This is a genomic window from Streptomyces sp. a15 (genome assembly GCF_059026085.1).
This window is the reverse complement of record NZ_JBWLKM010000065.1, coordinates 17,963-32,089: the sequence shown is the minus strand read 5'-3', so window position 1 is coordinate 32,089 and position 14,127 is coordinate 17,963. Positions and strand designations below refer to the sequence as shown.

At 70.5% G+C, this 14,127-nt stretch carries 12 protein-coding genes and 1 pseudogene; 8 read left to right on the top strand and 5 right to left on the bottom strand.

Annotated features, from left to right (window positions below; genetic code table 11):
- Positions 1-76 precede the first annotated feature (76 nt).
- From AC5P09_RS39145 to AC5P09_RS39130, 4 genes are read left to right on the top strand one after another with little or no spacing between them, the layout of a single operon-like run.
- The gene (locus AC5P09_RS39145; protein ID WP_493878460.1) at positions 77-472 is read left to right on the top strand and encodes a DUF6507 family protein; all 396 of its coding nucleotides are present in this window, start codon (positions 77-79) and stop codon (positions 470-472) included.
- Positions 469-2,994, top strand: coding sequence for a hypothetical protein (locus tag AC5P09_RS39140; RefSeq protein ID WP_493878459.1), 2,526 nt, complete (start codon positions 469-471; stop codon positions 2,992-2,994). The genes AC5P09_RS39145 and AC5P09_RS39140 overlap by 4 nt, the downstream gene beginning before the upstream one ends.
- Before the next feature lie 11 nt (positions 2,995-3,005).
- Entirely contained in the window at positions 3,006-3,875 is an 870-nt protein-coding gene (locus tag AC5P09_RS39135) for an immunity 49 family protein (protein WP_493878458.1), read from the top strand.
- Positions 3,872-5,284 carry a DUF6177 family protein gene (locus AC5P09_RS39130; RefSeq protein WP_493878457.1) on the top strand — a complete coding sequence of 471 codons (1,413 nt, stop codon included), beginning with the start codon at positions 3,872-3,874 and terminating at the stop codon, positions 5,282-5,284. Before AC5P09_RS39135 ends, AC5P09_RS39130 begins: the two co-directional genes overlap by 4 nt.
- A 107-nt stretch (positions 5,285-5,391) precedes the next feature.
- On the opposite strand, the gene AC5P09_RS39125 is transcribed toward AC5P09_RS39130, so the two are convergent.
- The 4 genes from AC5P09_RS39125 to AC5P09_RS39110 form a co-directional block, all read right to left on the bottom strand.
- The gene (locus tag AC5P09_RS39125) at positions 5,392-6,474 is read right to left on the bottom strand and encodes a hypothetical protein (protein WP_493878456.1); all 1,083 of its coding nucleotides are present in this window, start codon (positions 6,472-6,474) and stop codon (positions 5,392-5,394) included.
- Between the two features lie 177 nt (positions 6,475-6,651).
- On the bottom strand, positions 6,652-7,452 hold the full coding sequence (locus AC5P09_RS39120; protein ID WP_493878472.1) for a sugar phosphate isomerase/epimerase family protein: 801 nt from the start codon (positions 7,450-7,452) through the stop codon (positions 6,652-6,654).
- 35 nt (positions 7,453-7,487) lie between these two features.
- Positions 7,488-8,639, bottom strand: a complete 1,152-nt coding sequence (locus AC5P09_RS39115; protein WP_493878455.1) for a dihydrodipicolinate synthase family protein — start codon at positions 8,637-8,639, stop codon at positions 7,488-7,490.
- Positions 8,636-9,787 carry a Gfo/Idh/MocA family protein gene (locus tag AC5P09_RS39110; RefSeq protein ID WP_493878454.1) on the bottom strand — a complete coding sequence of 384 codons (1,152 nt, stop codon included), beginning with the start codon at positions 9,785-9,787 and terminating at the stop codon, positions 8,636-8,638. The genes AC5P09_RS39115 and AC5P09_RS39110 overlap by 4 nt, the downstream gene beginning before the upstream one ends.
- 337 nt (positions 9,788-10,124) lie before the next feature.
- Between AC5P09_RS39110 and AC5P09_RS39105 the strand changes: the two genes are divergently transcribed.
- From AC5P09_RS39105 to AC5P09_RS39090, 4 genes and pseudogenes are all read left to right on the top strand, one after another.
- Entirely contained in the window at positions 10,125-11,171 is a 1,047-nt protein-coding gene (locus AC5P09_RS39105) for a LacI family DNA-binding transcriptional regulator (protein ID WP_493878453.1), read from the top strand.
- A 130-nt stretch (positions 11,172-11,301) separates the two neighbouring features.
- A pseudogene (locus AC5P09_RS39100) lies at positions 11,302-11,553 on the top strand (dihydrofolate reductase family protein); the annotation flags it as partial.
- Positions 11,554-11,753: 200 nt separating this feature from the next.
- The gene (locus AC5P09_RS39095) at positions 11,754-12,692 is read left to right on the top strand and encodes a bifunctional helix-turn-helix transcriptional regulator/GNAT family N-acetyltransferase (protein ID WP_493878452.1); all 939 of its coding nucleotides are present in this window, start codon (positions 11,754-11,756) and stop codon (positions 12,690-12,692) included.
- Positions 12,693-12,703: 11 nt separating this feature from the next.
- Positions 12,704-13,504, top strand: coding sequence for a sugar phosphate isomerase/epimerase family protein (locus AC5P09_RS39090; protein WP_493878451.1), 801 nt, complete (start codon positions 12,704-12,706; stop codon positions 13,502-13,504).
- A 1-nt stretch (position 13,505) separates the two neighbouring features.
- Here the strand turns inward: AC5P09_RS39090 and AC5P09_RS39085 are convergent, their stop codons facing one another.
- The gene (locus tag AC5P09_RS39085; protein ID WP_493878450.1) at positions 13,506-14,111 is read right to left on the bottom strand and encodes an RBBP9/YdeN family alpha/beta hydrolase; all 606 of its coding nucleotides are present in this window, start codon (positions 14,109-14,111) and stop codon (positions 13,506-13,508) included.
- Positions 14,112-14,127: the final 16 nt, after the last annotated feature.

Here is a 14,127-nt window from a genome sequence, read left to right as displayed (position 1 = left end):
GGCCAACCGCGTTGCGCATGCAACCCCTTGTGGGAGAACCTGATCAAACACACTTTTGATCTCACGGGGGTTCCACATGACGAGGTGGGACATCTCCCCCTCCGGCGTGCAGCACGTCCTCAACGACACCGCCAAGGCCGCGGAAGGGATCTCGAACGCCGGCAAGGCGATGGAGAAGACCGCGACCAGCGCCGCCGAGTCCGCGGGCACGATCGTGGAGGGCGGCGTGGAGAAGAGCGGCGTCCAGGGGCCGGTCGCGGCGGCGTTGGGTGAGTTCTTCGAGGCGTACCAGAAGGACTTGATGTACGTGGCGGTCCGCGCGTCGAACTCCATCAACGGGGCGGTCGCCGCGACCAGCGCGTATGTCAAGGGCGATCTGGAGATGGCCGCGCACGTGCAGCACGAGGCGATGAAGGAGCCCAGGGTCGACCTCCCGCCCCGCAGCGTGCGCGGAATGATGGGCGGCCGATGAGCGGGCCGGACCTCATAGAGCCGGAGAAGATCCCGCAGTTCACCGGTGACCTGGAGCAGTTGGGGTCGGACGCGGTCATGCTGGGCGCTGAGGCGTCCGGCTTCCGGTTCGCCGGAGCGGACGTACACGCCAAGTTCCAGGGCCTGTCGGCGTGTTACTCGGCGCCCGAGGCGGACCAGCTGTTCGCCACGACCGCTCCAGTGGCCACCAAGTCGGACAGGTTCGCCGACGACCTGGAGAAGGTGGGTGCGGCACTCAGTGCCTACGAGGCGGAGATACAGCCGCTGGTCGCCAAGCTGAAAAGCCTCAAGCGGCGTGCCGAGGCCTTCCGTACGGAGATCGCGGGCGACGACCACTGGCGCGAGGACGACGACAACGTCCAGCTCAACAACGACCTGGTGCACGACGTCAACGCCACCGCCGCCGCGTTCTGGCAGGCCGAGATCGACTGCCACAACAAGATCACCGCACTCGTGCACGGGACCACGCTGGTCCTGGACGACGGCGGCGAGCAGAAACCCAGCGAGTCCGGCGCACAGTCCTACCGCTTCACCGCCGACCTCCTCGACCAGGCCGAGGACCTGCCCTGGGGCAGGACGGTCGAGAAGGAGCGGCATGGGCTGGACTGGCTGAACCACCAGATCGTCGAGGTCGGCAAGGGCTTCTTCGTCGACGGCGTGTGGGGCACCGTCAAGGGGCTCGGCACACTGGTCGGTTTCGACGGCCTGGACGCGATGTTCGACGCGTGGGACGGGCTCGGGAAGCTCGCGACCGGCGTCGCCCTCACCGTCGCGGCTCCGCACGCGTTCTGGCTGGCGCCCGAGGACAAGCTCCCCGCCTACCTCCGGGAGTCCCGGCAGGCGGTGGTCGCGACAGGCAAGGCGCTCGTCGCCTACGACGAGTGGGGCACGAGTCCGGCGAGAGCCGGCGGCGCGGTGACCTTCAACGTGCTGACGACCGTATTCACCGGCGGTGCGGGTGCCGCGGCCAAGAGCGGTGCCGTCGCCAAGACCGTGGCCGCGCTGGGCAAGGCCAGTCGCGTGGTCGACCCGATGACGTACCTCGGCAAGGCCGCCAGGTTCGGCACGGTCAAGGTCGCCGATCTCTTCAGCAGCCTGAAGGGCGTGCACTCCGGCACGTACAGCGACGTCCTGTCGGGCGCGGGTCGGATCGAGCCGGACGGCAGCGTCGCGGGCATCGCCGACGAGGTGCCGGTCGTACACGGAAGTTACGTGGAGTGGCCGGACGGCACGCGCCTCAACCTGGACGACGGGTCGGTCGTCAGGGCGGACGGCACCCACGCCCCCGCCAAGGTGGAGCTGTCGGCCGGGGACCGGGCGATGCTCGAACAGAACCTGCCGCACCGGGACGCTGCGCTGGTGAGCGCCGGGGACAACGCGACCGCGCACGTCGGGGAGCACGCAGGAGGCCACGGCGCCGACACATTGCCGGCACGCGAGACGGGTGGTCATGCGACGGGCGGCGACCACGGATCCGGTGCCGGCTCCGGGGGCGGCACCGAGGGTGGGCCCGTCCCTGTGCAGCACGGCGGCTCCGGGGGCGGCCATGGAGGCGGTGGCGGCAGTGGCGGCAGTGGTGGTCACGACGGGCAGGCGTCCGGCGGAAACGATCCTCTGGCGCGTGAGCGCGAGATCATGCGCGAGCAGGTGGAGCGGGCCAACAATGACCCGCAGTGGTTCAAGGATCACTACCGATCCAACGGATATCGGCGTTCCACAGCGGTCGACGGCGGTTACGGCCAGGCCATACCCCAATTGGTGCCAGATCCCTTCCATCCGGGAAGGTGGATAACTCCCAGTGACATGCCGCCGGCGATCAGGGAGCACTACCTCCATAACGATCCCGTGGTCGGTCACCGGGCCGGGGTGGGCGAGGACACCCTGCACAATCTGGACGAACAGGCCGCCAAGCGCGACCACTCCATCGCGGTGGACAAGACCGCCGAAAAGCAACTCAAGGCGGCGGAGAAGGCGTACGCGGCCAATCCCACGCAAGAGTTGGCCGACGCCATGGACCAGGCAGACGCGACGCACTCCCCGCTGCACGGAGACGCCAATCGGCAGAGCGAGCTGTTCGGCGAAACCGTCGCCGAACACCACGCGGTTCCCGAGCACTATCCCGATGCGGTGCGGGTGGACGACGGGGCGTTCGGAAACAACCGGTTCGATCAGGTGTATCGGACTTCGGACGGGCGTTATGTGGTCGTTGAGGCGAAGGGGTCACTGAAGGCCAAGCTCGGGGTACGTAAGGGACTCAGCGGGCGGTTGGTGACGCAGGGGACGCGGGAATACTTCGACACCATTCTCAAGGAGATGCGAGAGAGGGCCGACAAATACGAGGACCAAGGCCTGACCGGGCAGGCCGACGCAGAGCGTGCCCTTGCACAGGAGCTCAAGGGTGCCCTCAACAAGGGCAAAGTGGACTATGTCCTGGTCAAAGCAAAGGCTGACGGCGCTCAGTACGCTGGCTACGAGATGAAGCAGTTCAACATCACGAAATGAGGAAGTTTCGCATGGCGACGAGGATTTCCCGGCCTCCGATGGAAAGCCGCCACCCTGATCCTGACAGGCTCCGGGAAGTACGCAACGAGCGCACCCTCAAGGACATCGAGGAGCTGGAGGAGTACCCAGGTAGCTTCGGCCTGACCTTCAGCGGTGCGCTGGGCATCGCCAAACTCCAGTGCCTCAGCGACCCCACCGCCGAAAAGCTCGAAACGTGGGAATCCTGGGTCATGGCCATGCAGATCGGCTCCGCCCTCTTCGCCTCGGCGACCGTTCCCGAAGGCTCCACGGTCGAGTGCATGATCGCCCACAAGGTCCGTACGATCCCCGCCGTCGGGATCACGCACTTCGTGGACGCCGGCACCTGGCTGGAAGCGTTCTGGCTCGCGATCATCTGCCGTGACCAGGCCCGCATGACCCAGCTGTGCCACGTACCGATCGAGACGTTGCGCGCCTCGGGCGCCGTCTTCGAGGAGTACATCTACGACTGGGTGGACGCCCTCCAGACGTACTGGCTGGAGCGACCGGGCCTCGGCGAGAAGCTGACCGCCGCGTTCGACGGCACCGACCCCGACCGGCTCCGCTTCATGGACCGGGAGACGATGCTCAAGTTCCTGTATCCGCCGATCAACCTCTTCTTCCGCTTCATCAGCCGGGATCCGGCCAAGTTCAATGAGGCCCTCACACAGGCCGTCCAGCTCCACAAGGAGTACTGGACCGCGAACGAGGAGCGTCAGGAGACGAGCGACGGCGATGTCGCCCTCGCCCCCCTGGCCCTCGCCTGCCTCGCCCACGACGCCGGGCGCCCCATCGAGGTCGAGTCCGAGTACCTGCCGCTGCACCTGCTGAAGCGCAGTTGGGTCGGCGAGTTCCCGACGTGACCAAGGACGTCATCGCCCTCACCCGCAAAATGCCCGACACCTGGGCCGTGCTCGCCGGGCTCCACGCCGGCGGCCCTGGCCTGGACGTGAGCTCCGAGGCCGACGGCGCGGTCATCCAGCTACGCGGTCCCGACGGCCGCCCGCTCGTCTCCGTAGAGGCACCGATCCTGGTCCAGGTGCCCGGTGAAGCGGAACGGCTCCTCGGTCAGGATCTGTCCGTGCCGTTCTGGTGGACCGAGGCCCGTGCCTCAAGCGTGATCCCCGAGGCCGAGCGCCTGGCAGGCTCGCTCTGCGGACGGCTCGCCCTGCTGCTCGACGGCCGGGTCTGGCCCGAGGCGGCCGCGACGACGGACGTGGTCGACCTGGCGGCCGTCGCCTCGCCGGACGACGGGCAGCCGGTGGTGGACGTACTCACCGACAGCACGGCTGTCGTCCTGGCCGACCGGCCCCTGCTGGCCCTGACGCCCTGGCTGTCCGACGTGTTCCGCAATGCCGCGGCCACGGGCCGCTCCCTGCAGATCGTCACGCCACCGCACGTCCACGTCACCGCCCCCGCCCGTACGACCCTGCTCCAGGTGCCCAACCGCTGGGTCGTCCAGGACCCGGAGCACGGCTATTACGACGGCCTGTCCGGGGCGGTGCTGCGCTGGCAGGACGGCACGTTCTCCCCCGCGCTCGCCGCTGACGGCACGGGCACGGTGGCCGAGGCGTTCACCAGGACAGTGGCGACGGCCGAACGGCAGCTCGTCGTCGCGTTCCGCACGGTGCGTCCGGCGCGCAGGGACCTTGTCCTGGGCGCCTCGCTGGAGACCGCGTCGCGGATGCTGACCGGTGCCGCTCCGGCGGGCTGGGGGACAGCGGAGCCCGTCAACATCCCTTGGTCACCACGGCGGTTGACCGACCTGGCCCGCGACCGAGCCCCCGCCCCCACCCACCTGATCGCCGTCGGACAGCCCGACCGCCCGGCGTTGGCCTCGCTGCGGGTCACGCGCACGGAGAGCGGCGTCGAGGAGGACGTCACGCTCACCCTCGGCTACGGAGAGGACGAGTTCCCTCCCACGGACGTCGTCGAGTCACTGGCCGAAATCCTCGTCACGAACCATGGCCTCGCCACCATGCTCACGTCCGTGCGCCAGGCTCCTTGCGACCTGACCACTGCCCCTCGGCTGGAAGCCCCGCCCACTCCGCTGGCCTTCACCTTGGGAGCCCGGGACGTGCGCGGCATCGGCCTCGCCCACGCCCGCCGACCGCCCGTCGAGGTCCGCCCCGTTCAGCTCGGCCCCGCTTCCGGCCCGGCCCTCCACTATCCGCTGGGTGAGGGCTCGGACGCCGACGCCTGGACGAAGCTGCGCCGTCTGGCCGCGCACCTCAGGTCGGGTGTGCCGGCAGGGGCGTCGTCGGTGGTCTGACAGCGGCGGGCCGACGTCGGCTCCCGGTCCATGTCGGAAGCGGCGGCTCGACTTCGCGGGCCTGCGGCCTCGGCGCTGCTGGACGACCACTCGCGTCCTGGCAGACGCTAGCTCGCCCGCCACCTGAGCGGCTTCACGCCCGTGCCCTCGCCCGTGAACGACACCATCGCCGGGCGGTCGCCCTTCGGGAGCAGGTAGATCGTGCACAGGGTGAGCGTGGCGTTCGGCTGCAGGCGGGTGTTCGAGACGCTGCCACGGCACTGGTCGATGCCCTCTCCCTCCTTGGAGGCGGAGATGGACAGGTCGAGCAGGGGCTGCAGGTCTCGGCCCCCGGCGCTGCGCAGGGCCACGCCGTCGTCCATGACCGGGAGGAGCTTCTCCTTGCCGACGTTGCGGTACTCGATCGACACGTACCACGGCACGGTGTTCTTGGACGTGTCGCTCAGGTCGTAGTCGCGCAGGTCGGCGAGGCTTCCGGCGCGCACGCTCTTCGGCGTGACGCGGATCGGGACGGCAGCGCCCTTCGTCGTGACGTCCTCCCAGGACGAGTCGGCGGTCGTGCCCGCGGCCAGCAGTCCGTCGTCGTCACCCTTGCCGTCGCCGACCTTCCACAGCAGGGTGCCGCCGGTCTCGTCGGAGTAGGCGACGGTCGCGGGCTCAGGTCCCTTGGGCATCATGACCAGTTGGCACACCGTGGCGGTGCCGCCCGGCGGGACGGAGGCGGGGCCGGCCTTGTCGCAGTCGTCCGGCAGGCTCGTACTCGACCCGGTGGCAAGCGAGTTGGCGTTCCACAGGGAGACCGGCGTGCCCGGTGTCCCGTCGGCGAGGGTGACCGTGAAGTTGGCCTCGGGTCCCGGGCCGGTCACCGCGTCCGAGCCGGTGTTGGTGTATCCGACGGTCAGGTAGTACGGGACCATGCCCTTGAGGTCCTCGTCCATGGTCACGTCTTCGAGGTCGGCGGCCGTGCCGCGCGTGAGCCGCTTGGGGGCGATCTTCACCTGCTGCGTCGCACTCGCACCGGTCCACGTCCCTGCCCGTACGGTCGACTCGACCGCCAGCGCCACGGGTTTGCTGCTTCCCTTGCCGGAATCGGCGCCCGCCCCGTCACCGGAACCGCCCGAGTCGGAGCTGTCCGCCCCACAGGCCGTCACCACCAGCGCGAGCACACCGGCCCCCGCAATTCCCGCCATCGTCCTGCGCGTACGCATCCGCACCCCGTGTTTGCTCTCCGCTGTTCTGTTCAGACCGCGAACAGCCTATACACAGGGGATCTTGTGCGATCCGGCCGCCGGGGGTCTCCCCACCCGGCGGCCGTCGATCGCTTCCGGCGAGACCGGTGACGCGTTCGCCCCCGCTCGCTCACCCACTCAGCGGATCACGTGCTCCACGAACCGTGCCGCGGTCTCCGCGAGCACCTCGCGACCGTCCCGTGCCCACAACGCGTCGTTGAACAGCTCGACTTCGATCGGCCCGGTGTAGCCGGCCGTCTCCACGTGGCCCTTCCACTCCCGCATGTCGATCGAGCCGTCCCCGATCTGGCCGCGGCCGTTGAGGACGCCCTCCGGCAGCGGGGTGGTCCAGTCGGCGAGCTGGAAGGTGTGGATGCGGCCGCCCGCACCCGCGCGGGCGATCTGCGCGGGTGCCGTGTCGTCCCACCAGATGTGGTACGTGTCCACCGTGACGCCGACCTGGTGGGCCGGGAAGCGTTCCGCGAGGTCGAGGGCCTGGGTGAGGGTCGAGACCACGCAGCGGTCGGCGGCGTACATGGGGTGCAGCGGCTCGATGGCCAGTTTCACGCCGTGCTGCTCCGCGTACGGGCCCAGCTCGGCCAGCGCGTCGGCGATCCGCTCCCGGGCGCCGTGCAGGTCCTTGGAGCCGGCCGGCAGGCCGCCGGAGACCAGGACCAGGACCTCGGTGCCGAGGGTGGCGGCCTCGTCGACCGCGCGGCGGTTGTCGTCCAGCGCCTTGGCGCGCTCGTCCGGGTCGATCGCCGTGAGGAAGCCGCCGCGGCAGAGGGTGGTGACGGCCAGACCGGCGTCGCGAACCAGCTTCGCCGTCGCCTCCACACCGTACGACTGGACCGGTTCGCGCCAGAGGCCCATCCCGGGGATGCCCAATTCCAGGCAGGCGTCGACCAGTTCGGGCATCGACAGCTGCTTGACCGTCATCTGGTTGATGGAGAAGCGGGAGAGGTCCGCGGTGCTCACTGGGTCACTCCGTACAGGCTCAGCAGGTTCTTCATGCGCTCCTCCGCCAGCTTCGGGTCGGGGAAGAGGCCCAGGCCGTCGGCGAGTTCGTAGGCGCGGGCGAAGTGCGGGAGGGAGCGGGCCGACTGGAGGCCGCCGACCATGGTGAAGTGGCTCTGATGGCCCGCGAGCCACGCCAGGAACACCACGCCGGTCTTGTAGAAGCGGGTCGGCTTCTGGAAGAGGTGGCGGGACAGCTCGACGGTGGGGTCGAGGAGTTCGCGGAAGGCGGCCACGTTCCCGGTGTCGAGGATGCGGACCGCCTCCGCCGCCAGCGGGCCCAGCGGGTCGAAGATGCCGAGCAGCGCGTGGCTGAAGCCCTTCTCGTCGCCCGCGATCAGTTCGGGGTAGTTGAAGTCGTCGCCCGTGTAGCAGCGCACGCCCTTCGGGAGCCGGCGGCGCAGGTCGACCTCGCGTCGGGCGTCCAGGAGGGAGACCTTGATGCCGTCCACCTTGTCCGGGTGCGCGGCGATGACCTCGAGGAACGTGTCCGTCGCCGCGTCCAGGTCGGACGAGCCCCAGTAGCCCTCCAGCGCCGGGTCGAACATCGGGCCGAGCCAGTGCAGGATCACCGGCTCGGCGGACTGGCGGAGCAGGTGGCCGTAGACGTCGAGGTAGTCCTCGGGGCCCTTGGCGGCCGCCGCGAGGGCGCGGGAGGCCATGAGGATCGCCTGGGCGCCCGACTCCTCCACGAGGGCCAGCTGCTCCTCGTAGGCCGCGCGGACCTCTTCCAGTGTCCCGGCGGCGATCTGGTCGGTGCCGACGCCGCACGCGATGAGACCGCCGACCGCCTTGGCCTCGGCGGCGCTGCGGCGGATCAGCTCGGCCGCGCCCGCCCAGTCCAGGCCCATGCCGCGCTGGGCGGTGTCCATGGCCTCGGCGACGCCGAGCCCGTGGGACCACAAGTGGCGGCGGAAGGCGAGGGTGGCGTCCCAGTCGACGGCGGCGGGCGAGTCCGGCGACACGTCCGCGTACGGGTCGGCCACCACGTGGGCCGCCGAGAAGACCGTACGGGAGGTGAAGGCGGCGCCGGAGGTGACGGCGAGGGGTTCGGGGCGGGGCTCGTAGGTCCGCAACCCGCCCTTGAAGTCGGGGAGTCGGATGGTCACAGCGAGACCTCCGGCACGTCGAGGCGACGGCCCTCGGCCGAGGACTTCAGGCCCAGCTCGGCGAGCTGGACGCCGCGGGCGCCGGCGAGGAGGTCCCAGTGGTAGGGGGCGTCGGCGTAGACATGCTTGAGGAAGAGCTCCCACTGGGCCTTGAAGCCGTTGTCGAACTCGGCGTTGTCGGGGACCTCCTGCCACTGGTCGCGGAAGGACTCGGTGGCGGGGATGTCCGGGTTCCAGACCGGCTTGGGGGTGGCGCTGCGGTGCTGGACACGGCAGTTGCGCAGACCGGCGACGGCGGATCCCTCGGTGCCGTCGACCTGGAACTCCACCAGCTCGTCGCGGTTGACGCGGACCGCCCACGAGGAGTTGATCTGGGCGATCGCGCCGCCGTCGAGCTCGAAGATGCCGTAGGCGGCGTCGTCGGCCGTCGCGTCGTAGGGCTTGTCGTTCTCGTCCCAGCGCTGCGGGATGTGGGTGGTGGCGATGGCCTGGACGGACTTCACGCGGCCGAACAGCTCGTGGAGCACGTACTCCCAGTGCGGGAACATGTCGACAACGATGCCACCGCCGTCCTCGGCACGGTAGTTCCACGACGGGCGCTGGGCCGCCTGCCAGTCGCCCTCGAAGACCCAGTAGCCGAACTCGCCGCGGACGGAGAGGATCCGGCCGAAGAAGCCGCCGTCGATGAGGCGCTTGAGCTTGAGCAGGCCGGGGAGGAAGAGCTTGTCCTGGACGACGCCGTGCTTGATGCCCTTCGCGTTGGCCAGGCGGGCGAGCTCCAGAGCGCCTTCGAGGCCGGTGGCCGTCGGCTTCTCCGTGTAGATGTGCTTGCCCGCGGCGATCGCCTTCTTGATCGCCTCCTCGCGGGCGGAGGTGACCTGGGCGTCGAAGTAGATGTCGACGGTCGGGTCGGCGAGGACCGCGTCCACGTCCGTCGAGATGTGCTCCAGGCCGTGCCGCTCGGCGAGCGCCCGCAGGGCGTGCTCACGGCGGCCGACCAGGATCGGCTCCGGCCACAGCACAGTGCCGTCGCCGAGGTCGAGGCCGCCCTGCTCGCGGAGGGCCAGGATGGAGCGGACCAGGTGCTGGCGGTAGCCCATGCGCCCGGTCACGCCGTTCATGGCGATACGCACCGTCTTGCGTGTCACGTCATTCCCTTCGTAGGCGTCGTACGCGTTTCGTACGCGGTTGTGCGCGCCGCGTACGCCTCTACTGATGAGCGTTACAGCAAGCGCTTTCTATCTGATGAGAAGCTAGCCTCTGAGCAGCGGTCCAGACAAGACCGTGACGGGGTTGAGTTGTTCGAGGGGGCGAACAACTGGGGGTGGGGGCTTTAGGGTCTGGTCGACACCATTGGCTTACCCATGGCTCGTCCATGGCTTACCCCTGGCTTGCCCACAGCTGTGGGAACCGGTGGGGGCCGTTGGCCCGTGTACGACGAGGTACGACGAGGTACGACGAGATGCGCGACCGGAGGACGACGAGATGACGGTGACCCTGGCGGACGTGGCGGCCCGCGCCCAGGTCTCCCCCGCGACGGTGTCGCGCGTGCTCAACGGGAACTACCCCGTCGCCGCCTCCACCCGTGAGCGGGTGCTGCGGGCGGTGGACGAGCTGGACTACGTACTGAACGGCCCGGCGAGCTCGCTGGCGGCGGCGACGTCCGACCTGGTCGGGATCCTGGTGAACGACATCGCCGACCCGTTCTTCGGGATCATGGCGGGCGCGATCCAGTCCGAGATGGGCGGGCCCGGCGGGCGTGCCGGCGGCGAGCGGCTGGCGGTCGTGTGCAACACCGGGGGCTCACCGGAGCGCGAGCTGACCTACCTCACGCTGCTGCAGCGGCAGCGGGCGGCGGCCGTCGTGCTGACCGGCGGTGCGATGGAGAACGTGCCGCACGCGGCGGCCATGACGTCGAAGCTGCGGAAGATGGCGGACGCGGGGACGCGGGTGGTGCTGTGCGGGAGACCGCCGGCGCCGGACACCCGGGCGATCGCGCTGACCTTCGACAACCGCGGGGGCGGGCGGGAGCTCACCGAGCACCTCATCGGGCTCGGGCACCGGCGGCTGGGCTACATCGCGGGTCCCGAGGAACGGACGACGACCCGGCACCGGCTGGAGGGCCACCGGGAGGCCCTGAAGGCCCACGGCATCGACGAGGACCCGCGCTGGACCGTCCACGGGCGGTACGACCGGCGCTCGGGCTACGAGGCCACGCTGGAGCTGCTCCGTCGGGATCCCTCGCTCACGGCGGTGGTGGCGGCGAACGACTCCGTCGCGCTGGGGGCGTGCGCGGCGCTGCGGGACTCCGGGCTGCGGATTCCGGACGACGTGTCGGTGGCCGGGTTCGACGACCTTCCCTTCAGCATCGACGCGGTGCCCGCTCTGACGACGGTTCGGCTGCCCTTGGCCGAGGCGGGGGCGCGGGCGGGGCGGATCGCGATGGGGCGCGAGGAGCCGCCGCCGGGAGGGATCGCGACGGTGCGGGGGGAGTTGATGGTGCGGGGGTCCTCCGGGGTGCCGCGGGGTTGAGCTCGCCGGTGCTTGTTCGGTGACCCGGCGTTGGTTCTTCTGGGGGCTCCGCCCCCAGACCCCCGGCCCTTGCCCACCCACCACCCGACTCGGTCGGTCGAGAAGTGGGCCTTGATGGTGACCGATGAGTTTCGACCCGGAGGTCGTGGGCGGGGCCTTCGACGCGGCGCTTCAGGAGGCCGACGCGCTGCTGTTCGGGCGGCGTACGTGGCAGATGATGGCGAAGTACGTGGTGTCCCGGACGGCTCGCCGATGAGCAGCTGACCTGGAACAACACCACCCGTATCGCCAGCGGGAGGCCGTCGCGCACCTGGGCAAGCTGCGCGAGAGCGACGGGGGCAGCCTCTTGATCATGGGCAGCCCCTCGCTCGCCCGCACCCTGCCGGCAAGTCGATCTTCCCTCAGGACGGGGACACAGGTGTGCGTGTACCGGGCCGCCAAGGACGCTTGACACACCGGCGGAGCGGGCGCCGCACGGCCATGGACGGACGGCGCCCTCGCGTCCTACGCTCGACCCAGCGATATCTCTGACTGAGTCAACCATCGCTGAGTCAACCATCGGAGCATCGGGGGTGGGTCGACATGACCGTCCAGGACATCCGCGCCTTCAACCGCTTCTACACGAACGTCATCGGTGCCCTCGACTACAGCCGTCAGCTCTACGCCCCCTACACCCTCACCGAGTCCCGGGTGCTGTACGAGCTCGCGCACTCCACGCGTACGGACGCGGCCGACCTGCGTGGCGAGCTCTCCCTGGACGCGGGGTACTTGAGCCGGATCCTGAACAAGTTCGAGCAGGACGGCCTGATCGAGCGCGCGCCCTCCCGGCAGGACCCGCGCCGACGCCGTATCACGCTCACCGCACGCGGCCGCGAGACCGCCGCTCTGCTCGCGGAGCGCGCGAACGAGAGCGTGGGCGCGCTGCTGTCCACCGTTCCCGCCGACGACCGGCCCCGTCTCGCCGAGGCGATGCGCACGGTCCGCACGATCCTCGCCGACGGGCACCGGCCCCGGCCCCGGCCCGAGGACGTTGTCCTGCGCGAGCCCGGCCCCGGCGACCTCGGCTGGATCGTGCAGCGCAACGCCGCGCTGTACGCGGCCGAGTACGGCTGGAACGCCGACTACGAGGGGCTGGTCGCGAGGATCGTCGCCGACTTCGCGGAGGACCACGATCCGCACCTGGAGCGGGTGTGGATCGCCGAGCTGGACGGACGGCCGGTGGGCTGCGTGATGTGCGTACGGGACGAGGCGCCCGCCACCGCCCGGCTGCGGCTGCTGCTGGTCGAGCCGGACACGCGGGGGCTCGGCATCGGTGACCGGCTGGTCCGGGCGGTCGTCGACTTCGCGCGCGGTGTCGGTTACCGCGATCTGGTCCTGTGGACCAACGACGTCCTCACCTCCGCCCGCCACATCTACCAGCGCCACGGTTTCGCCCTCGTCGCCGAGAAACCCCACCGCTCGTTCGGAAAGGACCTGATCGGCCAGGACTGGCGCCTGGACCTCAGCGGCACCGGCGAGTGACAGTAGGGACCATGAAACTGGCGTTCTCCACCCTCGGTGTCCCCGGCCTGCCCCTCCCCGAAGTGCTGCGGCTCGCGACGACGTACGGCTACCACGGTGTCGAACTGCGCGCGGATCCGGAGGAGCCGGTCCATCCCGGCCTCGACCTGGCCCGACGCGCGGACGTGGCCGCCGAGTTCAAGGCGGCGGGCGTGGAGGTCCTGGGGATCGCGGGGTACGCGCGGGTGGCCGCGCCGGGCGACGACGCTCCCGTGATCGAGGAGATGCGCCGCCTGCTCGACCTCGCCCGCGACCTGGGCGCCCCCTTCATCCGGGTGTTCCCCGGCGGCGGCGCCGAGCAGAGCCGGGAGGAGGCCGACGCCACGGCCGCGCGTCGCCTCGGCACGGCCGCCGAGTACGCCGGGGACCTCGGCGTCCGCATCCTCCTCGAGACCCACGACTCGCACCGCACCGGCGCCGACGCGATCCGTGTCCTCGGCCGGGTCGGCCACCGCCAGGTCGGCGCCCTCTGGGACGTCATGCACACCTGGCTGGGCGGCGAACAGCCCTCGGAGACCTATGCGGCCCTCTCCCCCTACCTCGGATACGTCCAGGTCAAGGACATCGCCTCCCCCGACGACACGACCCCGCTCCGCCTCGGCGCCGGCGTCCTCCCCCTCACCGAGTGCGTCGACGTCCTCTCCCGCCACGGCTGGGACGGCTGGCTGTGCTGGGAGTACGAGAAGCGGTGGTACGAGGCGGCCGCCCCGCTCCCCGACCTGCTGCGCGCGGGCCACGACCACCTGGCCCGGCTGCTCAACGACAGCGCCTGAATCACTCCCGGGACCAGGCCGCCGGACGCGCCGTGATCTTCGCTTCCGGGTCCAGGCACCAGTCCAGTACGGCGGGCCAGGCCCCGTACCCGGCGTCCAGGTCGAGGTGGGCGGCGCCGGGGAGGATCTCGGTCGGGATGCCGAGCGGGTCGCCGAAGAGAGTGCGCGCGCCCTCCGGGCAGTACGGGTCGTCGTCGCCGGCGACGAGGAGGGTGGGCGTGGGGAGGGCGAAGTCGAGGGGCGGCGCGGCGAACGCGGCGACCTCCGGGTGCCGTACGAGTACGGAGGCCGAGGGCGGGGCGACGAGGAGCACCCGGTCGACGTCCCCGGCACCCGGCACGGCACGGGCGACGGCGTGCAGCCACAGCAGGGCGGAGGCGCTGTGCGCGACGACGACCCGCTCGCCGGCCCCGCGGAGCGCGCCGAGGTGCCGGGCCAGCTCGTCCAGCCAGACGTCCAGGTCGGGGTCGTCGGCGTCGGGCAGCTGCGGGTAGGTGACGTGGTGACCGAGGGCGGTGAGCCGGTCGGCAAGCCAGTGCTGCCAGTGGTCCGTGGGCCGGTGGTTCTGCCAGCCGTGGAGGATGAGGTAAGAGGCGTCGGCGGTCATGACTCGATGCTTTCCG